Annotated in this window: 24 protein-coding genes; 14 read left to right on the plus strand and 10 right to left on the minus strand. The window is 72.2% G+C overall.

All coding sequences use genetic code 11. The annotated features are described in order from the left end of the window. Positions 1–171 precede the first annotated feature (171 nt). The 10 genes from ACQPXB_RS18400 to ACQPXB_RS18445 all read left to right on the plus strand — a co-directional run bounded on the left by ACQPXB_RS18400 (position 172) and on the right by ACQPXB_RS18445 (position 12764). A complete protein-coding gene (locus ACQPXB_RS18400) occupies positions 172–1212 on the plus strand; it encodes a LacI family DNA-binding transcriptional regulator (RefSeq protein ID WP_432853652.1) in 1041 nt (346 codons plus the stop codon). A 145-nt stretch (positions 1213–1357) separates the two neighbouring features. Then, positions 1358–2329, plus strand: coding sequence for a carbohydrate ABC transporter permease (locus tag ACQPXB_RS18405; protein WP_366578257.1), 972 nt, complete (start codon positions 1358–1360; stop codon positions 2327–2329). A 3-nt stretch (positions 2330–2332) separates the two neighbouring features. Beyond that, a complete protein-coding gene (locus ACQPXB_RS18410; protein WP_386953598.1) occupies positions 2333–3160 on the plus strand; it encodes a carbohydrate ABC transporter permease in 828 nt (275 codons plus the stop codon). Positions 3161–3234: 74 nt separating this feature from the next. Next, on the plus strand, positions 3235–4512 hold the full coding sequence (locus tag ACQPXB_RS18415) for an ABC transporter substrate-binding protein (RefSeq protein WP_366578259.1): 1278 nt from the start codon (positions 3235–3237) through the stop codon (positions 4510–4512). 40 nt (positions 4513–4552) lie between these two features. Then, positions 4553–5743 carry an ADP-ribosylglycohydrolase family protein gene (locus ACQPXB_RS18420; protein ID WP_432853657.1) on the plus strand — a complete coding sequence of 397 codons (1191 nt, stop codon included), beginning with the start codon at positions 4553–4555 and terminating at the stop codon, positions 5741–5743. Next, complete coding sequence (locus ACQPXB_RS18425; protein ID WP_432853660.1) at positions 5740–7080, plus strand: ADP-ribosylglycohydrolase family protein; 1341 nt, start codon at positions 5740–5742, stop codon at positions 7078–7080. Before ACQPXB_RS18420 ends, ACQPXB_RS18425 begins: the two co-directional genes overlap by 4 nt. A 247-nt stretch (positions 7081–7327) precedes the next feature. Beyond that, positions 7328–8212: a ribokinase gene (locus tag ACQPXB_RS18430; protein ID WP_432853663.1), complete on the plus strand. Its 885-nt coding sequence runs from the start codon at positions 7328–7330 to the stop codon at positions 8210–8212. After that, on the plus strand, positions 8209–10170 hold the full coding sequence (locus ACQPXB_RS18435; RefSeq protein ID WP_386953604.1) for an SUMF1/EgtB/PvdO family nonheme iron enzyme: 1962 nt from the start codon (positions 8209–8211) through the stop codon (positions 10168–10170). The genes ACQPXB_RS18430 and ACQPXB_RS18435 overlap by 4 nt, the downstream gene beginning before the upstream one ends. Further along, a complete protein-coding gene (locus ACQPXB_RS18440) occupies positions 10167–11375 on the plus strand; it encodes a CaiB/BaiF CoA transferase family protein (protein ID WP_366578269.1) in 1209 nt (402 codons plus the stop codon). Before ACQPXB_RS18435 ends, ACQPXB_RS18440 begins: the two co-directional genes overlap by 4 nt. 552 nt (positions 11376–11927) lie before the next feature. Further along, positions 11928–12764, plus strand: coding sequence for an HpcH/HpaI aldolase/citrate lyase family protein (locus tag ACQPXB_RS18445; protein WP_432853667.1), 837 nt, complete (start codon positions 11928–11930; stop codon positions 12762–12764). Here the strand turns inward: ACQPXB_RS18445 and ACQPXB_RS18450 are convergent. Next, positions 12761–14131 (minus strand): MFS transporter, encoded by a 1371-nt coding sequence (locus ACQPXB_RS18450; RefSeq protein ID WP_432853670.1) that lies wholly within the window; start codon positions 14129–14131, stop codon positions 12761–12763. The genes ACQPXB_RS18445 and ACQPXB_RS18450 overlap by 4 nt on opposite strands. 252 nt (positions 14132–14383) lie before the next feature. On the opposite strand from ACQPXB_RS18450, the gene ACQPXB_RS18455 reads away from it, so the two are divergent. Continuing rightward, positions 14384–14614 (plus strand): hypothetical protein, encoded by a 231-nt coding sequence (locus tag ACQPXB_RS18455; RefSeq protein ID WP_220239402.1) that lies wholly within the window; start codon positions 14384–14386, stop codon positions 14612–14614. Here the strand turns inward: ACQPXB_RS18455 and ACQPXB_RS18460 are convergent. The 3 genes from ACQPXB_RS18460 to ACQPXB_RS18470 all read right to left on the minus strand — a co-directional run bounded on the left by ACQPXB_RS18460 (position 14611) and on the right by ACQPXB_RS18470 (position 18395). After that, a complete protein-coding gene (locus ACQPXB_RS18460; RefSeq protein ID WP_386953610.1) occupies positions 14611–15021 on the minus strand; it encodes a DUF6010 family protein in 411 nt (136 codons plus the stop codon). The two genes, ACQPXB_RS18455 and ACQPXB_RS18460, sit on opposite strands and share 4 nt — an antisense overlap. A gap of 1182 nt (positions 15022–16203) precedes the next feature. Next, positions 16204–16368, minus strand: a complete 165-nt coding sequence (locus ACQPXB_RS18465; protein WP_432853674.1) for a hypothetical protein — start codon at positions 16366–16368, stop codon at positions 16204–16206. A gap of 47 nt (positions 16369–16415) precedes the next feature. Then, positions 16416–18395, minus strand: coding sequence for a Na+/H+ antiporter NhaA (locus ACQPXB_RS18470; RefSeq protein WP_432853677.1), 1980 nt, complete (start codon positions 18393–18395; stop codon positions 16416–16418). Positions 18396–18495: 100 nt separating this feature from the next. On the opposite strand from ACQPXB_RS18470, the gene ACQPXB_RS18475 reads away from it, so the two are divergent. Next, entirely contained in the window at positions 18496–18996 is a 501-nt protein-coding gene (locus ACQPXB_RS18475; RefSeq protein WP_432853680.1) for a CGNR zinc finger domain-containing protein, read from the plus strand. A 33-nt stretch (positions 18997–19029) separates the two neighbouring features. Here ACQPXB_RS18475 and ACQPXB_RS18480 read toward each other — a convergent pair whose 3' ends face one another. Next, a complete protein-coding gene (locus tag ACQPXB_RS18480) occupies positions 19030–21363 on the minus strand; it encodes an FtsX-like permease family protein (protein ID WP_432853683.1) in 2334 nt (777 codons plus the stop codon). Further along, positions 21360–22067, minus strand: coding sequence for an ABC transporter ATP-binding protein (locus ACQPXB_RS18485; protein ID WP_432853686.1), 708 nt, complete (start codon positions 22065–22067; stop codon positions 21360–21362). Before ACQPXB_RS18485 ends, ACQPXB_RS18480 begins: the two co-directional genes overlap by 4 nt. Positions 22068–22198: 131 nt before the next feature. Between ACQPXB_RS18485 and ACQPXB_RS18490 the strand changes: the two genes are divergently transcribed. After that, complete coding sequence (locus ACQPXB_RS18490) at positions 22199–22996, plus strand: sensor histidine kinase (RefSeq protein ID WP_386953625.1); 798 nt, start codon at positions 22199–22201, stop codon at positions 22994–22996. Continuing rightward, positions 22993–23676 (plus strand): response regulator, encoded by a 684-nt coding sequence (locus ACQPXB_RS18495; RefSeq protein ID WP_386953628.1) that lies wholly within the window; start codon positions 22993–22995, stop codon positions 23674–23676. The genes ACQPXB_RS18490 and ACQPXB_RS18495 overlap by 4 nt, the downstream gene beginning before the upstream one ends. On the opposite strand, the gene ACQPXB_RS18500 is transcribed toward ACQPXB_RS18495, so the two are convergent. The 4 genes from ACQPXB_RS18500 to ACQPXB_RS18515 all read right to left on the minus strand — a co-directional run bounded on the left by ACQPXB_RS18500 (position 23673) and on the right by ACQPXB_RS18515 (position 26277). Further along, on the minus strand, positions 23673–24569 hold the full coding sequence (locus ACQPXB_RS18500) for an LLM class flavin-dependent oxidoreductase (RefSeq protein ID WP_432853691.1): 897 nt from the start codon (positions 24567–24569) through the stop codon (positions 23673–23675). The genes ACQPXB_RS18495 and ACQPXB_RS18500 overlap by 4 nt on opposite strands. 90 nt (positions 24570–24659) lie before the next feature. Beyond that, positions 24660–25034 carry a helix-turn-helix domain-containing protein gene (locus ACQPXB_RS18505; protein WP_432856690.1) on the minus strand — a complete coding sequence of 125 codons (375 nt, stop codon included), beginning with the start codon at positions 25032–25034 and terminating at the stop codon, positions 24660–24662. Next, positions 25031–25717 (minus strand): GntR family transcriptional regulator, encoded by a 687-nt coding sequence (locus tag ACQPXB_RS18510; RefSeq protein ID WP_432853694.1) that lies wholly within the window; start codon positions 25715–25717, stop codon positions 25031–25033. Before ACQPXB_RS18510 ends, ACQPXB_RS18505 begins: the two co-directional genes overlap by 4 nt. Before the next feature lie 59 nt (positions 25718–25776). Beyond that, a complete protein-coding gene (locus ACQPXB_RS18515; RefSeq protein WP_366578284.1) occupies positions 25777–26277 on the minus strand; it encodes a VOC family protein in 501 nt (166 codons plus the stop codon). Positions 26278–26344 lie beyond the last annotated feature (67 nt).

A 26344-nucleotide genomic window follows, 5' to 3' on the forward strand; every position in this document is an offset into this window, starting at 1 on the left:
CGCAGGCGTCGGCCGGGCGCGGAGGTCACGGTGTGGTGTACCGCTGGTTGACACGGTGGCTCCGCGGGGTGCACTATCGTGATTAATCCCGTTGGAAACGTTTCCAACGGCCCGATCGCGAATTGGAAACGTTTCCAAATCCGCGAGACCACTACCGAGGTACGAACGACGATGACGTCAACACGGGCCACGCTGATCCAGGTGGCCGAGCGCGCCGGGGTGTCCCTGGCGTCCACCTCCCGTGCGCTGCACGGCGTGGGTGCGAGCAGGGCGATGGTCGAGCGCGTCCGGGCCGCAGCCGAAGAGCTCGGGTACAGCGCCGACGCGATCGGCCGGTCGCTGCGGATGAAGAAGACGTTCCAGGTCGCGTTCGCGGTGGCGGACATCGGCAACCCGGTCTACGTCGAGATGATGCGGGCGATCCACGAGGTGCTGGCGCCGCACGGCTACCGCGTGGTCGTCATGTCGACCGGGGACACCTCCGACTCGACGATCGAGCTGGTGCGCAGCCTCGGCAGCGGCTTCGTGGACGGCATGATCGTGAGCCCGCTGCGCACCGACGACGGCCTGATCACCGAGATCCAGCAGGCCCCCGTGCCCGTCGTGGTGATCGGGCGCGCGATGGACGACCGCGGTATCAGCTCCGTGTCTACCGATTCCGCGGGCGGGATCTGCGAGGCGGTGCGCCACCTGCACGCCATCGGCCGCCGCCGCATCGGCTTTCTCAACGGTCCCCTCGACACCACGCCCGGTGCTTCGCGCCAGCGCGGTTTCGACGCGGCGGTCAACGCCGGCGACCTCGCGGCCGAGCGCATCGAGCGGGAGACCGCCGAGGACTTCACCGTCGGCGCCGGCCTCGAGGCCGCCCGCCGGATCCTGGCGCGCGTGCCCGAGGGCGTGCCGCAGCTGGACGCGCTCGTCGCGGCCAACGATCTGCTCGCCATCGGCGCCATCCGCGCCGTGCGGGAACTCGGTCTGTCCGTGCCGGAGGACATCGCCGTGACCGGCATGGACGACACCGAGATCGGCCGCGTCTTCCAGCCCAGCCTCACCAGCGTGTCCCTCGGCGCGAGCGAACGCGGGCGCGCCGCGGCCCGCCTGATGCTGCAGCTCGCCGACGACCCCGGCCAGCCGGCCCGGCAGGTGTCGGTGGGTGCGGAGCTCGTGGTGCGCGAATCCACCACAACGGCCACCGAACGGGGTGCGCGATGACAGTGCGGCTTGTGGGCATCCGAAAACGCCCGGCCGAAGACGGGTGCTCCACCGGCGAACGGCCCTCGCGGCCGGCGCCCGAGCGAACCGAACCGGCCGTGCCCCCTGCACCCACTTTGATTCCCGGGACCGAGCGAGGTGACCGATGACGACCCCGTCCCTGACCGAGCCGAAGCGCCCCACCGCGCAGCCCCCGGCCCCGCGGTCCAAAAAACGCGTGAAGCCGATGGCGCGCACACGCCGGCGGGAGGCGATCGCGCTGGTGCTGCCGTCGCTGATCCCGATCCTGGTGCTGAGCGTGGCGCCGCTCGTGGTCGGCGTGTTCCTGGCGTTCACCAACGCCCGGCTCGTGCGCCACCCCGACTACAGCTTCGCCGGCCTCGACAACTTCGCCCGCCTCGGCGGCAACGCGTTGTTCTGGGACTCGCTGCGGATCGGCATGATCTGGACCGTCGGCGTGACGCTGCTGCAGCTCGCGGCGGCGATGGGCCTGGCGCTGCTGCTCAACTCCGGCCTGAAGCTGCAGGGGCTGACGCGGGTGCTCGCGCTCGTGCCGTGGGCGATGCCGCCCGTGGTCGTGGCGATCATGTGGCAGATGATCTACTCCGCGAACGGCGGGCCGCTCAACGCGTTCCTCGGCGCGGTGGGCCTGCCGAGCGACATCAACTGGCTCGGCGACTTCTCCACGGCGCTGCCGGCGGTGATCGTCGTCGGCGTGTGGGTCGGGATGCCGCAGACCACGGTGACGCTGCTGGCCGGGCTGCAGCAGATCCCCGGCGAGCTGCTGGAGGCCGCGGCGGTCGACGGCGCGGGCGCGTGGCGGAAGTTCACGGCCGTGACGTGGCCGGCGATGCGCCCGATCGTCACGTCGATCACCTCGCTCAACTTCATCTGGAACTTCAACTCGTTCTCGCTGGTCTACGTGCTCACCGCCGGTGGGCCGGGCGGCAAGACGATGGTCCCGGTGCTGTTCATCTACCTGGAAGCCTTCAAGAACCGCGAGATCGGCTACGCCGCGGCGATGGGACTCGTCGTCGTGATCGTGGTGGTGCTGATCCTCGCCGTGTACCTGCGGTCGCAGTTCCGCACCGAAGACCGCGCGGAAAAGGGGCGCTGAGCCATGCGCTTGCTCGTTCGTCCGGCCCAGTACGTGGCCCTGGCGCTGTACATCCTGTTCCTCGGGTTCCCCCTGCTGTGGCTGATGTCGGCCTCGGTGAAGTCCTCGGGTGAGCTCAACTCGCTGACGGTGAACCTGCTGCCGCAGGAGTGGCACTGGGAGAACTACAGCGAAGCCCTGACGCGCCAAGGACTTCTGCACTCGGCGTGGAACAGCCTCCTCGTGGCGCTGGCCTCGACGGTGCTGTCGATCATCATCTCCGTGCCGGCGTCCTACGTGCTGGCCCGGCTCAAGGGCAAGGTCCGCATCGCCGGTGTCGGCTGGATCCTGGTGAGCCAGGTCTTCCCGGTGGTGCTGATCATCCTGCCGCTGTTCCTGATCCTGCGGACGCTCGGGCTGGCCGACAACCTCGTCGGGCTCACGCTCGTGCACACAACGTACATGCTGCCGTTCGCATTGTGGATGCTGCAGGGGTACGTGGCCGCGATCCCCACAGAGCTCGAAGAAGCGGGCGCGATGGACGGCGCGAGCCGGTTCACCGTGCTGCGCACGATCGTCTTCCCGCTGCTGGCCCCCGGCGTGGTCGCGACGGCGATGTTCAGCTTCGTGTCCTCGTGGAACGAGTTCTTCTTCGCCTTGGTGCTGCTGCAGTCGCCCGAGAACTACACGCTGCCCATCACCTTGAACATGTTCGTGGGCGGTGAGGGCAAGACCGCCCTCGGACCGCTCGCCGCCGGGGCCGTGCTCGCCGCGATCCCCAGCATCGTCTTCTTCAGCATCCTGCGGAGGAAGCTCACCAGCGGGCTCATGGCCGGGGCGGTGAAGGGATGACCCCGCACCCGCCCGGACCCCGCGAAACCGCCAACCCCGAAATCCCCCAACAGAAATCCCCGAAAGGTCGGTCGATGAAGACACGACGCCTGCTGGCCGCCGCCAGCCTGATGGTCACCGCCCTGCTCGTCGCCGCGTGCGGCAGCGGCAGCGGTGACGCGAGTGGCCCCGTCACCCTCACGTTCCAGTCCCTGTCCGACCAGCCGGCCGCGATCGCCGAGACGCAGAAGATCGTCGGCGCCTGGAACACCGCGCACCCCGACGTGCAGGTGAAGATCGTGCAGGCCGGCTGGGACAGCGTCTACGACAAGCTGATCACCCAGTTCAACGCCGGCACCGCGCCGGACATCGTGCACTACGAGGCGGCGGGCATCGAGCCGTTCGCCGAGGACGACTACCTCGCCGACCTCACGCCGTACCTCTCGCAGGCCAAGCGCGCCGACTTCCAGAAGGGCGTGCTGGACTCGGTGACGTTCGGCGGCAAGGTCGTCGCGTTCCCGACCGAGGTGCAGTCCTATGTGGTCTTCGCGAACAAGAAGCTGCTGCAGCAGGCCGGGGTCGCCGTGCCGACCGGCAAGACCATGACGTGGGACCAGCTGCGCCAGATCTCCAAGGCCACCACCAAGGGGTCCACCTACGGCCTCGGCTGGGGCCTGTCGAGCCCGACGGCGGCGTTCGTCGCGCTGGCCCCCGGCTTCGGCGGCAAGTACTTCCAGGGCACCGGTGACCAGGCCAACCTGACGGTGGGCGAGGGCGAGACGGCGCTGCCGAAGCTCGTCGACGAGATGGCCTACCAGGACCACTCGATCCTGCCGGTCACGCTGACGCAGTCGGGTTCGAAGGCGCTCGCGCCGTTCTACGCGGGCCAGACCGCGATGACCGTGCAGGGTTCCTACCAGGCGGCCAACATCGCGAAGGACGCGCCGAAGGGCTTCGACTGGGTCACGCTGCCGCCGCTGGCCGGCCCCGCCGGTCCCGCGCAGGCCGCCAGCCCGCAGACGCTGTCGGTGAACAAGGACTCCGCGCACGTCAAGGAAGCCGCCGAGTTCATCGACTACTTCACCAACACCGACAACCTGGCCGCGATGAACGAGGCCGACGCCCTGATCCCGCCCACGAACTCCGCGCGCCAGGCGCTGGCCACGAAGCTCGCCGGCAAGACCGGCTGGGACCAGATCCTCGCCTCGGGCCAGTACATCACGTCGGCGCCGTACCTGTTCGCGAGCAAATACCCGCAGTGGAAGGACACCATCGCCACGCCGGCGTACCAGCAGTTCCTGGCTCAGAAGATCGACGCCGGTGGCTTGACGACCCAGCTGCAGAACGGCTGGAAGAGCGTTACCACCAACTGAAGTGTGACCACAAAACGAATTGGGACTGGAGACGATTCTCTTGACCTGGCTGGAAGACCGGGCCGTCGCGGTGATCACCGGCGCGGCCGTGGGCGACGCCCTCGGCGGGGCCGTCGAAGGGTGGACCCCCGAGCAGATCGAGGAACGCCACGGCGGCCGCGTGACCGGCATCGTGGGACCGTGGTACCCGAACTGGCGCGACGCGCGTCCCATCGCGCCGTACCACAAGGGCGACGGGCACATCACCGATGACACCCTCATGACGCGGGCGCTCGTGGAGGTCTACGCGAAGCGCCGTGAGCACCTCGACGCGTTCGCAGTGGCCGAGGACCTCGTGCCGCTGATGATCGGCGAACCGCAGTGGGTGCCGGAGCTGGAGTCCACGGCGCTGCTGCTGCAGCGCGTGTTCCTGGCGGAGAAGTGGATCGTCGCCCGGCTCCACTACGGACACGTGGACCCGCGCGAAGCGGGCGTGGGCAACGTCGTCAACTGCGGTGCGGCGATGTACGTCGCGCCGGTGGGCGTGGTCAACGCGGGTGATCCCCGCGGTGCTTACGCCGAGGCGATCGACCTCACGGGCGCGCACCAGTCGAGCTACGGCCGGGAAGCGGCCGGCGTCCTCGCGGCGCTGGTCGCGGCCGCGGCCGCCCCGGGCGCGACGCTGGGCGACGTGACCGCGGCGGCGCTGGAGCTCGCGCACGACGGCACGGCGGAGGCGCTGCGCGCGGTGATCGACGCCTTCGGCGGGACCACCACCGCGGCGCCGGCCACCGACGAGGAGGAACGCGCGCTGGCCCGCAAGGTGCGGGAAGTCGTGGCGCCGTTCGACTCGGTGGGGCCGGAGTACCGGCAGATGTCGCTGGACGCGCGGCGGCCGTCGCGGACCAAGTCCATCGAGGAGCTGCCCGCGGCGCTCGCGTTCGTGCTCGCGCACCGCGGTGACTTCCGGGGTGCCGTGCTCGCGGCCGTGAACTACGGGCGTGACGCGGACTCGATCGCCGCCATGGCCGGGGCGATCTGCGCGGCCCTCGGTGGTGCCCAGGTCGTGCCGGCGGAGTGGCTCGACCCGATCAGCGAGGCCAGCCGCATGGACATCGTCGAGACCGGCCGTGTGCTGGCCTCGGCGGCGGCCGACATCATGCGGGCCGACCGGGAGCGGGCACAGGCCCGGGTCAAGGCGCTGGACGGCCTGGACGGTGCCCTTCCCGTCGAGGCGGGGGCGCGGGCGTGAGGCTGACCTGGGCCCAGCCCGAGGACCTGCTCGCGCACGAGCTCGTCCAGTCCTCCGTGGAGGGTCGCGTCACCGCGGACGTGCGGGAACGCTGGGTGGCGGCGGGCGGCGACCCCGTCCCCGCCGTGAGCGGTGCCGGGCCGAACCCGGCGCCGCCCGCCCTGCGGGCGCTGGCGCGCACGTTGCTCGACGAGCTGTCCGCCCGGCCGGTCGCTTCGGCGCCCGACGAGCCCGACGACTGGGACTCGATCGTCGCCACGTTGCCGGCCGCGCCGTCCCTGCCGCGGGGTCTGCGCGACGGGCGGGTGCTCGGCGCGTGGACCGGGCGGGCCGCCGGGTGCTTGCTGGGCAAGCCGGTGGAGAAGATCCCGCGCGAGGGCATCGAGGAGATCCTGCGCGCCACGGGCCGGTGGCCGCTGGAGACGTGGTTCACCGCCGTCGGGCTGCCTGCCGACGTCGCCGCGCGCTGGCCGTGGAACAAGCGCTCGGCGCCGACGTCGCTCGCGGAGAACATCCACGGCATGCCCGAGGACGACGACCTCAACTACCCGATGCTGGCGCTCACCCTGCTCGAGACGCGCGGGCGCGGCTTCACCACCGAGGACGTCGCCCAGCTGTGGCTCGACAACCTCCCGGCCGGGCGCGTGTTCACGGCCGAGCGAGCGGCCTACCGCAACATCCTCGACGCCCGCCCGGTACCCGAGACCGCGACGCACCTCAACCCGTTCCGCGAATGGATCGGCGCGCTGATCCGCACGGACGTCTTCGGCTGGGTCTCCCCGGGCGACCTGCGCGCGGCCGCACACCTGGCGTGGACCGACGCCCGGCTCAGCCACACCCGCAACGGCGTCTACGGCGCGATGTGGGCCGCGGCCCTGGCCTCGGCGGCGATGGTGTGCTCGTCGGTGGACGAGGTGCTCGACGCCGCCTTCACGGTGATCCCGCCGGGTAGCCGGTTGGCGGAGGCCGTGCGCCTCGGCCGCGAAGCCGCGTCTTCCGGCGACATCCGCACCGGCCTCGACCGCCTCCACGCCGCCTACGGCGACCTGCACTGGGTCCACGTGCTCGGCAACGCCGCCGTCATCGCCTACGCCCTCGCCCAGGGTGCCGGCGAGTTCGGCCCGAGCATCTCCCTCGCCGTCACGGCGGGCTGGGACACCGACTCGGCCGCCGCCACCGTCGGCGGCGTGGTCGGCGCCCTGCGCGGCGTGGACGGCATCGGCGCCCAGTGGGTCAAGCCCCTGGACGGCCGCATCGCGACGTCGTTGCCGGGTGGCGAACAGAAGATCACCGACCTGGCGGCCCGGACGGTCGCACTGGCGGAGCGTGTGTCGTGACCGGGAGTGTCGTGGTGGTCGGGTCGGTTCGTCAGCGCGGCGGCAGGGGAAATCCTGCACGCGTCGCGGGGCGTCGTCTTGGCGGCGCGGTTGGTCGCCCTCGCGGAGCGCGCGTCGTGACGACGCGCCGGTTCGCGCCGGCGGCGCCACTCGTCGGCGTTGCTGCAAGCGCGGGCGGGGAAATCCCGGTCGCGTTGCCGAGCAGCGCCGGCTCATCAGGGTCCGTCGGTGGCAGGGAGCGTGTGTCGTGAGCGGGAGTGTCGTGGTGGTCGGGTCGGCGAACGTGGACCTGGTCGTCGACGCGCCGCGGCCGCCGCGGGCGGGGGAGACGGTCCTCGGCGGGCGGCTGCGGCGCAGCCCCGGCGGCAAGGGCGCGAACCAGGCTGCGGCTGCCGCCCTGGCCGGGGGAGCGCACACGACGTTCGTGGGCGCGCTCGGTGAGGACGAGGCCGGGGACCTGATCCTGCTGTCGCTGGGTGGCGCCGGTGTGCGGACCGACCTCGTCGCGCGGACGAAAGCGGCCACGGGCACGGCGTTCATCACCGTGTCGCCGGACGGCGAGAACGCGATCGTCGTGGCGCCGGGTGCGAACGAGCGCGTGCGGATCGGCGAGGTGGAGGCCGCGCGGATCGCGGTGGCCGACGTGGTGCTGGCGCAGCTGGAGATCCCGCTCGCGGTGGTGCGCGCCGCCGCGGCCGCGCGCAAGCCGGGTGCGCTGTTCGTGCTCAATGCCGCGCCGTCGCGGGAGCTGCCGGCCGATGTCTGGGCCGCGGTCGACGTGCTGGTGGTCAACGAGCACGAAGCCGCCGACCTCGGCGGCCGCGAAACTCTGCTCGGCCGCGTGCCCGCCGTCGTGGTGACGCTCGGCGGCGACGGCTGCCTCGTGGCCGAACGCGGCCGGGAACCTGTTACCGTCCCCGGAATCCGGGTGACCACTGTGGACACGACCGGCGCCGGTGACACGTTCTGCGGGGTGCTCGCCGCGGGTCTCGCGCAAGGCCGATCGCTGGCCGAAGCCGCGCGGCTCGCGTGCGTGGCCGGAGCGCTGGCCGTCACGCGGCCCGGCGCGCAGGCCGCCGTTCCCACTGCCGAAGAGGTCGCGGCTTTCGCGGCCGGAGAAAAGGTGCGATGACCGCCCCGTTCGACCCCCTCGTGCCGCGTCCGATCGACCGGCCGGCGGAGGTCCCGCTGACCCCGCTCACCGACGAGCAGCTCGTCGCCCTCGACGAGGCCAAGATCTTCGCCGCGCCCGCGGACCCGGCCGACCGGCCGGCGTGGCGGGAGAACCTGCGGCGCTGGCGCGAGGATTCTCGCCGTCGCCACGACTACACCGGCGAGGCCTACGAACGCCCCGGCGCCGCGTGGGCCGCGCGCTGCCACACCGTGGCGCAGGTCTGGCTGTGGGACGAGCTGTTGTACTCCTTCGCCGAGCACAAGTTCACGCCCGAGGTGTTCCTCGCCGACGCCCGCGAACGCTTCGGCGGCCTCGACGCCGTCGTGCTCTGGCACGCCTATCCCGTGATCGGCCTCGACGACCGCAACCAGTGGGACTACTACCGCGACGTTCCCGGCCTGGCGGAGCTCGTCAAGGCCCTGCACGACGCCGGCCTGCACGTGTTCGTGGACTACAACCCGTGGGACGTCGGCACCCGCCGGGGCGCCGACGACCTCACCGAGCTGGCCGCCCTCGTCGCCGACTTCGAGGCCGACGGCGTTTTCCTCGACACGCTCAAGAAAGCCGAACCGGGCTTCGTCGAACGGCTCGAAGCCGCGCGTCCCGGGATCGTGCTGGAGGGCGAGTCGAAGCTGCCGGTCGAGCGCATCGCCGACCACACGGCGTCGTGGGCCCAGTTCTTCGCCGACTCGCCCGTGCCCGGCGTGCTGCGCGCCCACTGGTACGAGCGGCGCCACATGCAGCACCACGTGCGCCGCTGGCACCGCGACCACTCCGAGGAGCTGCAGTCGGCGTGGCTCAACGGCGTCGGCGTGATGGTGTGGGAGGTCGTGTTCGGCGTGTGGGTCGGCTGGTCGGCCCGCGACGCCGCGACCGTGCGGCGCATGGTGACCGTGCAGCGCGCGGCCGGCGACCTGCTGCTGGGCGGTGAGTGGACCCCGCTCGCCGAGCTGACGCCCGAAGCCGACAGCGCCGGCGTCTACGCGTCCGGCTGGGAGCTCGACGGCGTGACACTGTGGACACTCGTCAACCGCGGCGAGACGGACTACACCGGTGACGTTCTGCCCGCCGGGCCCGGCAAGGTCCTCGATCTGCTGGGTGGGGTGCCCGCCCGTGGCATCGGCGCGGTGCTGCACCTCGCCGACGGCACTCCCGAACCCGCGTGGTTGCCGGAGCTGCTCGATGCGCTGAAGTCGGCGCCCCACAATGCCCATTCGCGGTTCCCACACCGGATCGCCGAACGGCTGAGTCCACAAAGGACCACTGGCCGACCTGACGTTGATGTCGTGACGGTGCCGGCCGGCCCGTATGTGCTGACCGTCCGCTACCAGGCCCGCGAAACCGGGATGTACCAGGGCGCACCCTACGTCGACGAATGGAAGCCGCTCCCGCCGCGGCTGCACGACGCCCGGACCCTCCAGCGCGAGGGCTCGCTCACGACTTCCGTCGCGGTGGCAAGCACCGAGGTCACCAACGCTCAGTTCGCCGAGTTCCTCACCGCCACCGGCTACCGGCCCGCCTACGCGCACCGGTTTCTCGCCCACTGGATCGACGGTGTGCCGGGGAATCCGGACGAGCCCGTGACCTATGTGGACCTCGACGACGCCCGCGCCTACTGCGCGTGGCGCGGCGGCCGGCTGCCCACCGAGGACGAGTGGCAGCTGGCGGGGGAGACCGGCGGCCTGCGCCGGGGCGAGCCCGCCGTGTGGAACTGGACCGAGAGCGAGCACTCCGACGGGCGGACCCGCTTCGTGATGCTCAAGGGCGGCAGCGACTACCGGGCCGAGGGATCCGAGTGGTACGTGGCGGGCGGCCGCCACGCGCCGGACGTCAGCGCGAAGCTCCTGCTGCCCGGCCTGGGCCTGGCGCGCGCCGCGACGGTCGGCTTCCGCTGCGCTTGGGAGGTGACGGCATGACGACGTCGCGGGATTCCGCCGGCGGCGCGCTCGCCGGGTTGCGGGTGGTGGACGCGTCCACGCTGTTCGCCGGGCCGATGGCCGCGATGCACCTGGGTGACATGGGCGCCGAGGTGATCAAGGTCGAGCACCCGAGCCGCCCCGACCCGTCGCGCACGCACGGCGTCGCCAAAGACGGGGTCAACCTGTGGTGGAAAACGCTCGGGCGCAACAAGCGCACCGTCACCGCGGACCTCGGCAGTGAAGGCGGGCGGGAGGTGTTCCTGGCGCTGGCCGCCCAGGCCGACGTGGTGATCGAGAACTTCCGCCCCGGCACCCTCGAACGCTGGCACCTCGGCTACGACGAGCTTTCGGCCCGCAACCCGCGGCTGGTGCTCGCGCGCGTGACCGGGTTCGGGCAGTTCGGCCCGTACCGCTCGCGGCCCGGCTTCGGCACGCTCGCCGAGGCGATGAGCGGGTTCGCCGCCACCACGGGCGAGCCGGACGGCCCGCCGACGCTCCCGCCCTTCGGCCTCGCCGACGGCGTCGCGTCCCTGGCCACGGCCTACGCGATCATGGTCGCGCTTTCGGCCCGCGCCACCAGCGGACGCGGGCAGGTCGTGGACACCGCGATCATCGAGCCGATCCTCGCCATGCTCGGCCCGCAGATCACGCGGTGGGACCAGCTTCGGACCGTGCAGCCGCGCACGGGCAACCGGTCCATCAACAACGCCCCGCGCAACACCTACCGCACCGCCGACGGCCAGTGGGTCGCCGTGTCCACCTCGGCGCAGTCGGTGGCCGAGCGCGTGGTGCGGCTCGTCGGGCGCCCCGACCTCGCCGACCAGCCGTGGTTCGCCCGCGGCGCCGACCGCGCCCAGCACGCCGACGAACTCGACGAAGCCGTCGGCGGCTGGATCGCCCAGCGCAGCCGCGCCGAGGTCGTCGCCGCCTTCGAGGAGGCCCAAGCCGCGGTCGCCCCCATCTACGACGCCGCCGACATCGTCGCCGACCCCCAGTTCCAGGCCCTCGGCACCATCCACGAGATCGACGACCCCGAACTCGGCCCCCTCCTCATGCAGGGCCCCCTCTTCCGCCTCTCCGCCAACGACGGCGTCATCGGCTTCACCGGCCGCCCCCACGGCGCCGACACCGACACCGTCCTGGAGGAACTGGGCTTCTCGGCGGAACGCATCGCCGAACTCCACGAAGGGGGCGAGGTATGAGCGCGATGCTTCCGCAGGCTTTTCCCGACGCCCGGGCCGAGGTGCCCGCGCGCGGGGCTGTGGCGGGCGATTGTGGCGCTGCGGCTCGCGGCCCTGCGCGAAGGGGGAGCGGTATGACCGCGACGCCGGCGTTGACGTTCCTCGCCGCGCCGCCCGACCGGCCCGAGCGAGTGAAGAAGGCGGCGTCTTCGACGACGTCGAAGACGCCGCAGTTGCGGCGCACAACGACACGGCGCGCGAACCGCGCGGCCGGCCCCGGCGCGGAGTGCAAGGAGAGCGGTATGTGCACAACCCCGACCCGCGCATTGGCCGCCCGGTCCGACCTCGGCGCGGCGGCACTGGGTTCGGTGAGTTCGAGGCACCCGTCGCGCCTACGCCCGCGGGCGCGACGGGCGAACGCAGTGCGGCCGCTCGCGGACCCGAGCCAAGGGGGTACGGCATGAGCCCGACGGAAGCCTTTCCCGACGCCCGGGCCGACCTGCCCGCATCTGGGGCCGTGGTGCGCGCGAATGTGGCGCTGCGGCTCGCGGTCGTGAGCGAAGGAGAAGCGGTATGAGCACCACCCCGCCGTTGACCTTCCTCTACGCCCCCGCCGATCGGCCCGAGCGGGTGGAGAAGGCGCTCGCGTCGGAGGCCGACGTGGTGCTGGTGGATCTGGAGGACGCCGTGGCGCCGGCGCGCAAGGAGGAGGCGCGTGGGGACGTCGTGCGGATGCTGGCGGACCTGCCGGAGGGGCGCCGGATGCAGGTGCGCGTGAACCATCCCAGCACGCCGTGGCACGAGGTGGACGTCAAGGCGGTGGCGGGGCTGCCGGTGGCGGTCGGCGTGCGGATGCCGAAGGTGGAGGCGGCCGAGGAGGTGCTGGCGCTCGCCGCGGCGCTGCCGGGGCGCGCATTGCACCCGTTGATCGAGTCGGCGCTGGGGGTGGAGCGGGCGTTGCAGATCGCGACCGCGTCGCCGCAGGTGGCGTCGATCGGGCTGGGCGAGGCGGATCTGCGGTCGGACCTGGGGGTGGACGACGAAGCCGGGCTGACGTGGGCGCGCAGCCGCGTGATCGTGGCGGCGCGGGCTGCGCGGCTGGCGCCGCCGGCGATGTCGGCCTACACCAACGTGCGCGATCTCGACGGGCTGGCGGCGTCGTGCCGGGCCGGGCGGGCGCTCGGGTTCCGCGGGCGGACGGCGATCCACCCGGCCCAGCTCGCGACGATCCGCGCCGCGTTCCTGCCGAGCGCGGAGGAGGTGGCGCGGGCCAGCGAGGTCGTCGCGCGCGTCGCCGACGCCACGGCGGCCGGGGTCGGGGCGATCGCCCTGGCCGACGGGACGTTCCTCGACGTGGCGATGGTCGAGCGGGCGCGCACTGTGCTGGCGCTGGCGGACCCGACGCGTTAGCCCGCCGTCGCCGGACGCGGGTCGGCTTGCGGAACCGGGACCTCCGCGGGCCGGCTCACGCGGCTCATCACCGCGACCGTGCCGCTGGCGAGCAGGAACACCGCCGCCATCACCAGGAACACCACCCGCGCACCGGCGCCCGCGCCGAGAGCGGCCCCGACGAGCAGAGGCCCCACGATGCCGCCGGCCCGCCCGATGCCGAGCGCCCAGCCGACCCCCGTCGAACGGATCCGCGGCGGGTACAGCACCGCGGCGAGCGCGATCACGCTCATCTGCCCACCGGTCACGCACGTGCCGGCGAGGAAGGCGGCCACGAGCAGCAGCCCGCTCGAACCGGTGAGCGCGAAACCCAGCACGGCGATGAGGGCCGAGCCGATCAGGTACACGGTGCCGAGCGTGGCGAACGCGCCGCGCTTGTCCATCGCCGGGCCGATGACCAGCGCCGCGACGATGCCGCCGACGGTGACGAGGGCAGTGGCCGTGACCGCCGTCGACGTCGGGTGGCCGAGGCGGAGCAGCACCGTCGGCAGCCAGCTGAGCACGGCGTAGAACACGCCGAGGTTCAGCGCGAACGCGAGCCACAGCAGCAGGGTGGCCGCGAGACGGTTGCGGCCCAGGACGTCGCGCCGGGTGGCTTTCCCGGCTGCCGGCTCGTCGAGGACGAACGTGGCGCGCGGGTCGAGGTCGGGGGCCAGGCGGCGCAGCGTCGCGTGCAGTTCGGCGTGCTCACCGCGCTGGAGCAGGTGGACCGGGGAACGGGGCAGCCAGACCGCGAGCACGACCGACACCGCCAGCGGCAGGACCCCGCCGAGGACGAAGATCGAGCGCCAGCCCCAGGCCGGGATGAGGACGCCGGACAGCAGGCTCGCCGCGACGAAACCCAGCGCCAGCCAGCAGTAACTGAACATCACGAACGTCGAACGTCGGCGGGCGGGAGCGAACTCGCTGGCGAGCGCGACCGCACTCGGGATCGCCCCGCCGAGCCCCACCCCGGTGAAGAAGCGGAACACGATCAGCTGCGTCTCGTTCGTCGCGAACACGCACAGCAACGTGAAGACGCCGAACAGCGCCACCGACAGCGCGATCAGCCGGCGGTGCTCGATCCGCGCCGCCAGCGGTGCCAGCAGCAGGTACCCCACCATCAGCCCGACGATCGACGCCGAGAACAGCGGCCCCAGCGCCGCGACCGGCAGGTGCCACTCCTTCGCCACGACGGGGGCGACGAAGCTGATCGCCTGCGTGTCGAGACCGTCGAGGAACATGACCGAGCCGGTCAGCGCGAGCAGCAGCACGTGGAACCGGCCGACCCTCCGATCGCCGATGACCGTCTCGAGCCGCGCGGCGGCGGGCGGAACTCCTGCGGACATGGTCGTCTCCCTTTCCGGCGGAGGTGTCCGGTTCGTGTGACCGGTTCGGGGAAACGTAAACGGGAGATAAGTTACAGTCAATAGTCGTAACTAAAGTGATCTGGCGGAGTTTTTGCAGGTGCGGGCGCTACTCGCCCGTAGGACGTTCCCGGCAAGATCGTCGGAGGGCGGGGGAGTGCCGCGACCACGAACACGTCGGCAGGCTGTCCGACGTGGCCTATTCTGGACGAGGGAGATCCACGAGGAGGGGCCATGACCGACGAAGAGCTCGTCGTCGAGTTCGCGCTGCGGCGCCTGGACAACCCCGACCTCGAGCTGGAGGAGATCGCGGCGCTGGTCGTCCGGCGGCTGGGGCCCGAGCGCATGCTGGAGTTCGCGTCGCAGAACCTCGCCACGCGCGGTGAGCTGCGCGCGGCCATCTTCCCGTCGGCCGTCGAGCACGTGCTCCGCGTCGTGCTCACCCTGCGTGGCCGCAGCGACTAGCCGCCCACCGCGGCCGGAGCCTTCCGGCGCAGCCACGCCCACGGACTGCGCCCACCCGTGAACGCCCACAGCGCGATCACCGGATCCGTCAGCGCGCACCCGAACGACGAGTCCGCCGCGAACGGCAGGATCGGCGCCCCCTTGAGGTGGTGGACGACGTCCCACGCCGTGTGCAGCAGCCACCCGATCCCGATGAACGTCCACGAGTCCAGCCCACGGAAGGCGACCAGCGTCATCACCGCGCAGAACGCCAGCTCCCACACGCCCAGCCCGCCGCCGGAGAGGTAGGCCGCCCCCGCGCCGGCGACCATGAGCGCGTTGAACCTCCGCCGGTGCGGCTCGCGAATCAGGGACGACAGCAGCACGTACACCAGGCCGATCACGATCGGCAGCAGCACTTCGGTCATGGCCGTCACGCTAGGAACCACGGGGCGCGCCGACCACTGGCCTGGGTGCCAGACAGCAGCGGATTCCCGCCAACCGGCAGGATTCCGTTGTCGTGCGACGGGCTCAGCGCGTTTTCGGTGCCGTGTGCGGCGCCGGGGCAGAACGGCAACCGAGCGTCGTGGCGGGTTATGGAGATGCTTGGACTGAGTCCGAGGGCTGGGCTGCGTGCGCCCACTACCGGTCTGGGTGCCAGACGGCAGCGGTTTCTGGCCAACAGGCGGGAATCCGCTGCCGTGCAACGGGATCGGCGCGTTTTCGGTGCCGTGTGTCGGCGTCGGGGTCAGAACAACGACTGAGCGTCGTGGCGGGTTATGGAGGTGCTCGGGCTGAGTCCGAGGGCTGGGCTGAGTGCGCCCACTGCCGGCCTGGGTGCCAGCCAGCAGTGGGATCTCGCCAACCGGCGGGATTCCGTTGCTGTGCAGTGGGCTCAGTGTGACTTCGGTGTCGCGTGCCTGCGGCGGGGCCAGATTGGCAACCGAGCGTCGTGGCGGGTGACGTAGGTGCTGGGCTGAGGCCGAGGGCGGGGAGCGCGCCGACTACTGGCCGGGGTGCCAGACGGCAGTGGATTCCTGCCAATCGGCGGGAATCCACTGCCGTGCATCGGGCTCAGTGTGTCTTCGGTGCCGGCGCCGAGGCCAGATCGGCAACCGAGTGGCTCGCCGGGTGATGTAGATGCCCGGGCTGAATCCGAGGGCTGGGCTGAGTGCGTCCACTACCGGTCTGGATGCCAGACAGCAGTGGATTCCCGCCAACCGACGGGAATCCACTGTCGTGCAAACGGGCTCAGTGCGTTTTCGGTGCCGCGTGCCGGCGGCGGGGCCAGATCGGCAACCGAGCGTCGTGGCGGGTGACGTAGGTGCATGGGCTGAGGCCGAGGGCGGGGTTGAGCGCGCCGACTACTGGCCGGGGTGCCAGACAGCAGCGGATTCCCGTCAGCCGAGGGGATTCCGCTGCGGTCCGTCGGGCTCAGCGTGACTTCGGTGCCGGCGCCGAGGCCAGATCGGCAACCGGGCGCCCTGGCGGGTGATGCAGATGCTTGGGCTGAGTCCGAAGGGCTGGGCTGAGCGCGCCGACTGCCGGTCTGGGTGCCAGACGGCAGCGGATTCCCGCCAACCGACGGGAATCCGCTGCCGTCAAGCGGCTCAGCGCGACTTCGGTGTCGCGTGCCGGCGGCGGGGCCAGATCGGTAACCGGGCGCCGTGGCGGGTGATGTAGATGCCCGGGACGAGGCCCACGTCGGGGCTCAGCGCGCCGGTGGTGTCGATCTCGGCCGAGGCGGTGGTGTTGGTGGTGGTGTGAGCGGACATGACTTCCTCCGGGTGTCGCGAGTGGACAGGTCTCTTGTGGACGGTGCTCAGGCCGCGGCGGGAACGATCGCCGCCGCGGGGGCGAAGGCGGTCACGCGGCTGCGGGCGCCGGTGATCACGGTGGTCAGGGTCGCGAGGTCCTGCGGGCCGTCGTGGCGCTGGTCGTTGACGAAGAACGTCGGCGTCCCCGCGACCCCGCTGAGGTCGGCCGACTCGACGTCGCGCTCGACGTGGCCGGCGAACCGGCGGCGCAGCAGGTCGTCGCGGAAGCGGTCGACGTCGAGGCCCAGCTGCTCGGCGTAGCCGACGAGGGCGTCGAAGTGCAGGTCGGTCTGGTTGCCCAGCAACAGGTCGTGCATCGGCCAGAACGCGCCCTGCGCGCCCGCCGCCTCCGCAGCCTCGGCCGCCAGCTGCGCGTGGGGGTGGATGTCGTGCAGCGGCAGGTGGCGCCACACGTAGCGAATGTCGCTGTTCTCGGCCAGCAGTTCGCGCGCGGTCGGTGCCGCCATGCCGGTCCACGGGCACTCGAAGTCGCCGTACTCGACCACGGTCACCGCCGCGTCCTCCGGCCCGCGCACGTGGTCGCGGCTCAGGTCCACCGGAGCGACGAGGTCGGTCAGCACGGGCGCGTCGCCGAGCAGCGCGCGGGTCCGCACCTCCTCCGGCAGCGCGGCCGTGACCTTCTGCACGAGGAAGGTCAGCAGCGCCGCGCCCGCCGCGGCTGCGAGGACGCCGAGCTTCGCCTCTTCCAGTTCTCGCCCGGTGAAGGCGAGGTCGGCGATCAGCAGCGACACGGTGAACCCGACCCCCGCCATCGCGCCGCCGCTCAGCACCCCGGCCCAGCCGACCTGCGGCTGCAGCGCCCCGCCGGTCAGTCGGGTCAGCAGCCACGAGGAGCCGAACACCGCGACCGGCTTGCCCAGCACGTAGGCGAGGAAGATCCCGACGGTGACCGGCGCGGTCACCGCGCTCCCCAGCACCTCGGTGTTCACGGTGATGCCGGCGTTGGCCAGCGCGAACAGCGGGACGACGACGTAGCTCGTCGCGCGGTGGAAGGCGTGGCGCAGCCGCGCGTTGGCCGACAGCGTGGCGCTCAGCCGCTTGCTCGCCGAGCTGGCCGCCTCCGCGGTGGGCTGCTCGCGGAACAGGCGCACCAGCTGGGTCGCCTCCTCCAGCGAGTCGCGCTTCGGCACGTACGCCGACGTCGCGAGCCCCACCGCCAGACCCGCCACGACCGGGTCGATCCCGCTGGTCAGCAGCGCGCCCCACACCGTCAGCGCCAGCGCGGTGAACACCGGCTTGCGGTAGCGGTAGTCGAGCCGGCGGCTCGCCAGCACTCCGGCGTACGCGGCGGCGGCGATCCCGACGGCCATCAGGTCCACGTGCCCGCTGTACGCCAGCGCGATCACCACCAGCGCCACGATGTCGTCCACCACGAACACGGTGAGCACGAACGTGCGGATCCGCTCGGGCGCACCCCGCCCGACCACGGTGAACACGCCCAGCGCCAGCGCCGTGTCGGTCGACATCGCCGCGCCCCAGCCGTGCGCGCCGGGCCCGCCGCCGTTGAGCGCCAGGTAGATCAGCACCGGCACCGCCATGCCGGCCAGCCCGGCGACGGCGGGCAGGATCAGGCGGCGGCGTTCGCGCAGGTCGCCGAGGTCGAACTCACGCCGCGCCTCGAGCCCCACCACCAGGAAGAACAGCGTCATCAGGCCGCTGTTGACCCAGTCGCGCACCGGCAGTGCGGCGCTCAGCGGCCCGACCCGCACGCTCAGCACCCAGTTCCACACGGCGTCGTACGCGCCCGGCGCCAGGTTCGCCCAGGCCAGGGCCACCACGATCGCCGCGACGAGGATCCCGGCGCTGCCGGACTCGGTCCGCAGGAACGTCCGCAGCGGGCTCGACGACGGCCCGGACATCGACATCCGGCCCATCGGCATCCCGGACCCGGACATCTCGGACTGACCCATCTCCGACATCGACATGGCTTCGCTGGTCCTCGGGTGCATCGGCGTCACGTTCATGTCTAACCCTTAAAGTCGCTTCTGGTAGTTAGAACTCAAACATGGTAGAACTAACCTGTCAAGAGGGAATTTGAGGGTTAGGTCAATGGAGGGAAGAGCGATGGAGCCAGACGAGACACTGGTCCTCGACCTGCTGAACACCACGGCACTCGTCGACGGCACGCCGCACGACGACCTCGCCGACTCGGCAGACGCCCGGCGCTGGCTCTCCGCCCACGGCCAGCCGGCGACGGAAGCGGAGTGGCGCACGCTGCTCGACCTGCGCGCGACCCTGCAGGACGTGGTGCGCGGCGACGCGGAACCGTCGTCGGTCGGGCGTTTCGTCGAAGGCGTCGGATACCTCGCGACCCTCGGCGCCGACGGCATCGGCTGGACCCTCGACGCCCCCGCGGGTCACACCGCGGCCGCACGCGCGGTCCTCACCTGGGACGGCCTGCGCGAATCCGGCCGCCTGCGCCCCTGCGCCAACCCGGAGTGCCGTCTGTTCCTCATCGACCACAGCAAGGCCAACACCGCCCGCTGGTGCTCGATGGCCACGTGCGGCAACCGCCTCAAGGCGCGCCGGCACTACCGCCGCGCCGAGCAGTCCGAAGTGGACTGAAGCGGGCCCGCACGACCGGCCCGCTCCAGCACTTCATTCGTTGTGCAGCACCGCCGCGATCGGCAGCCGAGCCGCGCGTCCGGCGGGGATGAGCGCACCCAGCACGGCGATCGCGACCCCGGCCAGCCCCAGCGCGACGAGCATCGGCGCGCGGTAAACGTCGATCACGAACCCGAACACGTCCGACTGGGCCGCCCGCAGCATGGCCGGCCCGACCAGCCGGTGCACGAAGAAGCCGAGCGGGAGCCCGAGCAGGCCGCCGACCACACCCAGGACGCCCACCGAGGTGATCATCATGACCGTCACCTGGCGCGGGGTCATCCCGATCGCCTTGAGCATCCCCAGGTCGCGGCGGCGTTCGCGCGCGTTGAGCACCACGGTGTTGAACACCCCCAGCGCCGAGACGATCGCCAGCACCAGCGTCAGGACCGACGCACTGCCGACCAGGAGCACGGCTTGCGAAGACGTGCCGTCACGCGGGGGAGCGGCCTCCAGCCCGGGGTCGCGGGCCTGCACCGCGCTCACGAGCGTTTCGCGGCCGGCGCCGGGAGCCAGCTGCACGTCGTAGGTCTCCGCGCGGGTGCCCGGCGCGAGGACGTCGAGGGTCGACCAGTCGGCGTAGATCGCCTGGTCGTTGTTGGTCAGCGTGACCCCGACGAGCGTGAGCTGCGTGCGATTTCCGCCCAGCTCCACTGTGATCGTGTCACCGAGGGCGAGCCCGCGCTGGTTGAGGAACCGGGACGGCGCGGCGGCTTCCCCGGCGCGCGCCGGCCATCGGCCGTCGAGGATCTCCGGCCCCAGCGCCGCCGAGTCCCCGCGCGAGAAGATGACCGACGGGTTCTCCTGGCTGCCGAGCAGGTGCACGGTGCGCTCGGCCGAGACGGCGACGCGGGTGGAACCGGGGAGCGAACGCAGCATCGCTTCGTCGGCAGAATCGGTGAGCGCCGGCGCCGGACGCGGACCGGGCAGCCCGGCCGGAATGGTGAGCCCGTCGGGCAGGCCGGCGAGGAACTCGACGCGGTCGGGGTGCGCGGGCCGCATCGCGTTTTTGTACGCGTTCACCGACAGCGTGACGCCGATCGACAGTGTCACCGTCATGACGCCGAGCACGATCGCCGCCAGCGTCAGCGCGCTGCGCGCCGGGCGGGCGAACGGCACACCGAGACCGAGGCTGACCGACCGCGGCAGCCGGGTGCCCGCGAGCCACCGCTGGACGGTGAACGCGCGCCCGAACCGCGGTCCGCTGCCCGCGCTGATCGCCGCCGTCGCCGGCAGCCGGCGGGCCCGCAGCGCGGAAACCAGCGCGGCCAGCACGACGACCAGCGGCAAGCCCACCAGCGCGACGACGTCGACCCACGCGTCGATCCCAACACCGCCCGCGCCGAACGCGCTGAACGCGTCCGTGAGCACAGGTTTGGCGACGAGATTGCCGCCGATCGTCCCGACCACGCAGCCGAGGGCGGCGGGGACGAGCACCATCAGCAGGTACACGCCCATCACCTGATTCGGTGTGAAGCCGAGCGACTTGAGCACCCCGATGTCGCGGAACCCGGACACCACCGCGCCGCTCACCACGTTGGCGACGATCAGCACGGCCACCGCGAGCCCGAGGATCCCGAACGGGACCAGGAACGGCACGTACGGGCCGACGTCGGAGTTGAGCCGTTCCTCGACGGTCAGGTAGGACTGCTCGCCCAGCACCGACTTCGCCGGCAACCCGGCCGTCACCGAGGTCAGGCCCGCGTCGACCTCCGCCGCCGTGGCGGCGTGGGTGAAGCGGTAGAGCATCTGCGCCGTGGTGGGCCGCAGCGCCGTCAGCTGGGCCGGCGTCACCCACGCGTCGGCGGAGGCGCTCACCGAATACGCGAACCCGACGACGGTGAGCACGGGCTTGCCCGGGATCTCGATCCGCGAACCGACGGGGACCAGGTCGCCGGAGCCGCGCGGGAAGTTCAGCACGATCTCCCCGGGCGCCGTCGCCCACCGGCCCGCCCACACGTCCAGCCGGTCGACGGCGCCCCCGGGGTCCGCGCGCCCGACCGTGGTCAGGCTGCCCGCCCGCGCCGCGACGCTCTTCGCCGTGTCCAGCGTGACCTGCCCGAACGGCCCGGCCGCCGCCTCGACCCCGGGCCGCGCGGAGGTGGCGGCGAGCCGCTCGCCCGGCACCCGCGTGGTGTCGTAGGCGACGACGAGGTGCGCGCCGTTCTGCTCCGCGTGCGCTCGCTGGAACGGCCCTGACGCCGACACCAGCAGCCCGAGCGCGAGCACGATCGTGCCCGTCGACACGGCGACCACGACGCCGATGACGGCCGTCTGCACCCGCCGGCGCCGGACCGCGGCGCGCGCCACCCGCCACACGGCGCTCACGAGGTGCGCTCCAGACCCGAGGTCGCGGCGATCCGGCCGTCGACGACGTGGACCACGCGGGTGGCGCACTGCTTCGCGAGCCGCTCGTCGTGCGTGACGAGCAGCAGCGTCTGCCCGATCTGGTTGAGGTCGAGCAGCAGGTCCATCACCTGCTCGCCGGAGCGGCTGTCCAGCGCGCCGGTGGGCTCGTCGGCCAGCAGCAGGGCGGGCCGGTTCATCAGCGCCCGGGCGACGGCCACGCGCTGGCGTTCGCCGCCGCTGAGCTGCGCGGGGTGGATGTTGCGGCGCCCGGCGATCCCGAGCTCGTCGAGCAGCTCCAGCGCGCGGGCGCGGGCTTGCGCGGCCGAAGTTCCGGTCAGCTGCGCGGCGAGGGCGACGTTGTCGAGCGCCGGGAGGTCGTCGAGCAGGTTGAAGAACTGGAAGATCATGCCGATGCGCCGGCGGCGGAACAGCGCGAGCCCCGTCTCGCTGAGCTTGCCGAGGTCTTCGCCGTTGACGACGACTGAGCCGGACGTCGGGCGGTCCAGCCCGGCCACCATGTTCAGCAGCGTCGACTTGCCGCTGCCCGACGGTCCCATCACCGCGACCGCCTCACCGGCGCGGATTCCCAGCGAGACCCCGTCCAGGGCCACGGAATCGCTGTACTCCTTGCGCACGGCGGTCAGCTGCACCACCGGGTTCGCGCTGCTCTCGTCACTGGTCACAGCACGCAATCCTGAAGCAGCTTCGCCGCCGGGGCATCCGTCCGGGGAGGTAACCGCCGGCCGCCGTCATCCTGGGGATGTAGGCGCCGGGTTGATGCGGCGGGCGCGGCGGCCTGGGAGAGTCTCCGGGTGTGTGGGAACTCGGGGTCGCGGCCGTGGCATGCCTGGTCGCGGTGGTGCTGGCCGTGCGGCTGGTTCGCGCGCGGCGCGCGGCCGTGCGTGCGCTCGAGGAGCGCGGGTGGCTGCTGGAGCGGGAGCGGGAAAGCGCCGCGCAGCAGGCGGTCGACGCCGAACGCGCGCGGATCGCCCGCGAGCTGCACGACATCGTGAGCCACAACGTGAGCGTGATGCTCGTGCAGGCCGGCGCCGCGCGGCTGGTGGTCGAGACCGAGCCCGCGCAGGCGGCCGAGGCGTTGCGGGAGGTCGAGACCGCCGGGCGCGACACGATGACGGAGCTGCGGAACCTGCTCGGCCTGCTCGCGCCGCCGGCCGACGGCGAGGAGCCGACCGACCTCGCGCCACAGCCCAGCCTCGCGCGGCTGAGCCCGCTCGTCGACCGGATCGCGTTCGCCGGGCTGCCGGTGGAGGTGCGCGTGTCGGGCGAGCCGAGGTCGCTGCCGTCCGGAGTGGACTTGACGGCGTACCGGATCATCCAGGAGGCGCTCACCAACGCGCTCAAGCACGGCGACGGGGGAAAGGCCGAGGTGACGGTGCGCTACACCGACCACTATCTGCGGGTCGAGGTGGTGAACAGCGGGCCGAGCGTGCTCACGGGCGGCTCGGCCGCCGCGTCGTCCTCGCCCGGCGAGGGCCGCGGCTTGCTCGGGCTGCGGGAACGCGTCGCGGCCTTCGGCGGTGACCTCGACGCGCGCCGCCGCCTCGGCGGCGGGTTCCGCGTGCGCGCCCGGATCCCGCTGGAACGCCCGTGACCGCCCCGCGGGTCGTCATCGCCGACGACCAGGGCCTGGTCCGCACGGGCTTCCGCATGATCCTCACGGCCGGCGGCATCGACGTGGTCGGCGAAGCGGCCGACGGGCTGGCGGCGGTCGAGCTGGTGCGGGAGCTGCACCCCGACGTCGTGCTCATGGACATCCGCATGCCGGCCATGGACGGTCTCGAAGCCGCCCGCCGCGTCCTGGCCGACGACCCGCGCTGCAAGGTGCTGATGCTGACGACGTTCGACCTCGACAGCTACGTCTACCAAGCCCTCGCCGCCGGCGCGAGCGGCTTCCTGCTGAAGGACGTGACGCCCGAACACCTCGTGGCCGCCGTCCGGCTCGTCGACACCGGCGACGCGCTGCTGGCGCCCTCGATCACCCGCCGGCTGGTGGAACGCTTCGCCTCGGCCGCCGCTCCGGCTCCGGCCGCGGCCGTCCCGTTGCCACACCGCGACCTGTCCGCGCTGACCCCGCGCGAGCTCGAAGTCCTGGCGCTGCTGGGCCGCGGCCGGTCCAACACCGAGCTCGCCGCCGAGCTCACCCTGAGCGAGGCGACGATCAAAACCCACGTCGCCCGGATCTTCGCGAAGCTGTCCCTGCGTGACCGCGCCCAAGCAGTGGTGCTGGCCTACGAAACCGGCCTGGTCTCGCCTGGGGACCCGCCGGCCTAGCCCTCGACCGTCCGCCGGACGGCCGGGACGACGTCTCGCGCGAAGCGCAGCACCTGGTCGATCGTCTGGTGCTCCGGCCAGAAGACGAACGTCGTGAAGGGCAGTTCGGTGGCCGAGCGGGTCAGCAACTCGGCCCACTGGGCCGCGTCGCCGCGCACGGGTTCGGCGCCGGTGGTGACCCGCAGAGTGCCGGGCGCGTCGGTGATCGTGCCGACGATCTGGCAGATCCGGCGCACGTCCGACGGCCGGCGGCCGGCAGCGGTGGCGGCCTCGTCCAGGATCGTGTGGGCCGGACCCCACTGCTCGTAGGGCAGGTACGAGGGGATCGGCGCGGCCCAGCCGTCGGCGATCCGGCCGGTCAGGGCCAGCGCCTTCGGTCCCTGCGCGCCGGTCCACAGCTCGATCGGGTGCGCGGGCGCGGGCCCGGGCACGAGACCGTCCACTGTGTAGTGAACGCCGCGGTGGTGCAGCGGCCGCCGGTCGGCGCGCCAGATCGCCCGCATGACCTCGAACGCCTCCTCCAGCGCGGCGTTGGCCTCGGCCCTCGAGCGCCGCCGGACGCCGAGGCGCTCGATGGCGTCCCAGTAGCCGCCCGCGCCGACGGCGAGCTCGAACCGCCCACCGGACACCAGGTCGAGCGACGCGGCCGCCTTGGCGAGCATCGCGGGCGGCCGCAGCGGCAGGTTCGTCACGTCGGGGAACACGTGGATGCGGCGGGTGGCGGCCAGCAGGGCGCCCGCGAGCACGAAGGTGTCGAGGTACTCCGGCACGTACGGGTGGTCCTGGATGCCGAGGAACTCCAGCCCGTGCTCCTCCGCGGCCACTGCCAGCTCGCGGTGCGCGCCGATGTCGAGCGTCGGCACGAGCGAGAACCCGAAAGCCAGTCGAGTCATGACGGCACCCTTCCGGTCGAGGTGGTCACCTGTGCTGACTGTCAGCGAGAATGACCACTGTCGCGACGCAGCATACCGCGGGACACCGCGTCACTCCGGCGGGCCGAACGGCGCGTGCACCATCCGGACGCCGACGGCGGGCTCGCCCAGGTGATGCCGCGCGACTTCGAGCTTGAGCGTGCGGCGGGTCTCGCCCAGCTGCACCAGGGCGCGCTGATCAGCTTCTGCGGCGCCGGGAGCTCGCCGGCCACGGATCGGCCGTTGCCTGACGAGAGGGGTGGCCCTCCGCGCTTCGGCTCGTGCGCCGGCGGGGTCGACCAGCTCGTCCACGGTCAGGTTCAGGTGCTGCACCAGCGCGTACAGCGACGCGACCGAGGGCCGGGCCTTGCCGTTCTCGATCCGGCTCACGAGGGCCGCCGACACCCCCGCCTTGCGCGCGAGCGGGACACCGGCCCGGGGGTTCAGTGACCGTTAACCCCGGTTCCGGGCGGGACGGGCACCGCGAACACCTCCGGGTGCTTCACCAATTCCACCCGCGTCCGGCGGATGTGCAGCTCCAGGATGCGCTCCGCCGAAGCGTGGTCGCGCTGGCGCAGCGCCTCGATGAGCAGGCGGTGCTCCGCGCGGATGATCCAGCTGCGGCGTTCGCCGGCCAGGCGCGTGAACGCCCGGCGGTAGTGCTGCGTCGTGTCCCACAGCCGGTTGAGGATGGCGGCGAGGTCGTGGGCGTCGTGGTGGCGGTAGACCGTCCAGTGCAGCTGCCGGTCGAGCACGAGGAACTCCTCGACGTCGTCCGTCTTCTCGATGCGGTCCTCGAGGGCTTCCAGCTCGTCGATGTCCCCATCGGACAGCCGGGGCGCGGATTCGGCCAGCAGCAAGGGTTCCAGCCGTTCGCGCATCTTGTACGACAGCTCGCACTCGCGTACGTCCATGGAGGTGACCCACGCGCCGGAGTTGGCGCGCAGGGTCACCAGCCCTCGGGACTCCAGGATGCGCAGCGCCTCGCGCACCGGCAGGCGGCTGGTGTGCAGCTCCTCGGCGAGCTCGTCCTGGATGATGCGCGTGCCCGGGGCGAGGCGGCCGTCGAGGATCCGCGCTCGCAGCTCGTCGGCGACGCGCTGGCTCGCGACACCCGCGGGTACGGCCACGCCCGTTCCTCTCGATCGAACGCCTCGCGGCGGTGGTCCCGGACTCAGCCGGACAAGGCTCAGTCGAACGCCTTCGGGTTGTGGTCGAAGGCCTTTCCGTTCGGATAGGACACTAGCTCACACTGCAGGCCCCACGGTGACAGGAAGTACACCCACCGCTGTCCTTCGCTCGCGCCGCTGCTGGTGGTCGGCTCGCCGAGCACACGCAGGCCGCGGCGGTGCAGGTCGGCGACGGCGGCGTCGAGATCCTCCACGTACAGCGCGATGTGGTGCCCGCCGACGTCGGAGTTGCGCGGCGGGACGAGGTTCTGCTCCGGCGCCTCGTACTGGAACACCTCGAAGATCGCCAAGCCGGCGAGCCGGTAGAAGTGCAGACGCCGCATCACCGCCTTGTCGTCGACGCCGAGATGCTCGCTCATCCAGCTGTCGTCGTGCTCGTACGGTCCGAGCCGGTACAGGTATTCGCAGCCCAGTACCTCGGTGAAGAACTCGTGGGCCTGGTCGAGGTCCGGCACCGTGAGGCCGAAGTGGTCGACGCCCGTCACTCCGGGGATCGGCATGAGCACACCTCCAATGGATCCATTCACTTGCTTTTCATGGCTACTTGACGGCATAGTCTCCGTCAAG

Origin of the sequence: Amycolatopsis sp. CA-161197 (assembly GCF_050942255.1) — a bacterium.
In the GTDB taxonomy this organism is placed as follows: Bacteria; Actinomycetota; Actinomycetes; order Mycobacteriales; family Pseudonocardiaceae; genus Amycolatopsis.

Coding starts and splice junctions, on each gene's coding strand:
- ACQPXB_RS18400 (WP_432853652.1), top strand. CDS start 172: ATGACGTCAACACGGGCCACGCTGATCCAGGTGGCCGAGCGCGCCGGG.
- ACQPXB_RS18405 (WP_366578257.1), top strand. CDS start 1,358: ATGACGACCCCGTCCCTGACCGAGCCGAAGCGCCCCACCGCGCAGCCC.
- ACQPXB_RS18410 (WP_386953598.1), top strand. CDS start 2,333: ATGCGCTTGCTCGTTCGTCCGGCCCAGTACGTGGCCCTGGCGCTGTAC.
- ACQPXB_RS18415 (WP_366578259.1), top strand. CDS start 3,235: ATGAAGACACGACGCCTGCTGGCCGCCGCCAGCCTGATGGTCACCGCC.
- ACQPXB_RS18435 (WP_386953604.1), top strand. CDS start 8,209: ATGACCGCCCCGTTCGACCCCCTCGTGCCGCGTCCGATCGACCGGCCG.
- ACQPXB_RS18440 (WP_366578269.1), top strand. CDS start 10,167: ATGACGACGTCGCGGGATTCCGCCGGCGGCGCGCTCGCCGGGTTGCGG.
- ACQPXB_RS18445 (WP_432853667.1), top strand. CDS start 11,928: ATGAGCACCACCCCGCCGTTGACCTTCCTCTACGCCCCCGCCGATCGG.
- ACQPXB_RS18450 (WP_432853670.1), bottom strand. CDS start 14,131: ATGTCCGCAGGAGTTCCGCCCGCCGCCGCGCGGCTCGAGACGGTCATC.
- ACQPXB_RS18455 (WP_220239402.1), top strand. CDS start 14,384: ATGACCGACGAAGAGCTCGTCGTCGAGTTCGCGCTGCGGCGCCTGGAC.
- ACQPXB_RS18460 (WP_386953610.1), bottom strand. CDS start 15,021: ATGACCGAAGTGCTGCTGCCGATCGTGATCGGCCTGGTGTACGTGCTG.
- ACQPXB_RS18465 (WP_432853674.1), bottom strand. CDS start 16,368: ATGTCCGCTCACACCACCACCAACACCACCGCCTCGGCCGAGATCGAC.
- ACQPXB_RS18470 (WP_432853677.1), bottom strand. CDS start 18,395: ATGAACGTGACGCCGATGCACCCGAGGACCAGCGAAGCCATGTCGATG.
- ACQPXB_RS18475 (WP_432853680.1), top strand. CDS start 18,496: ATGGAGCCAGACGAGACACTGGTCCTCGACCTGCTGAACACCACGGCA.
- ACQPXB_RS18500 (WP_432853691.1), bottom strand. CDS start 24,569: ATGACTCGACTGGCTTTCGGGTTCTCGCTCGTGCCGACGCTCGACATC.
- ACQPXB_RS18515 (WP_366578284.1), bottom strand. CDS start 26,277: ATGCCGATCCCCGGAGTGACGGGCGTCGACCACTTCGGCCTCACGGTG.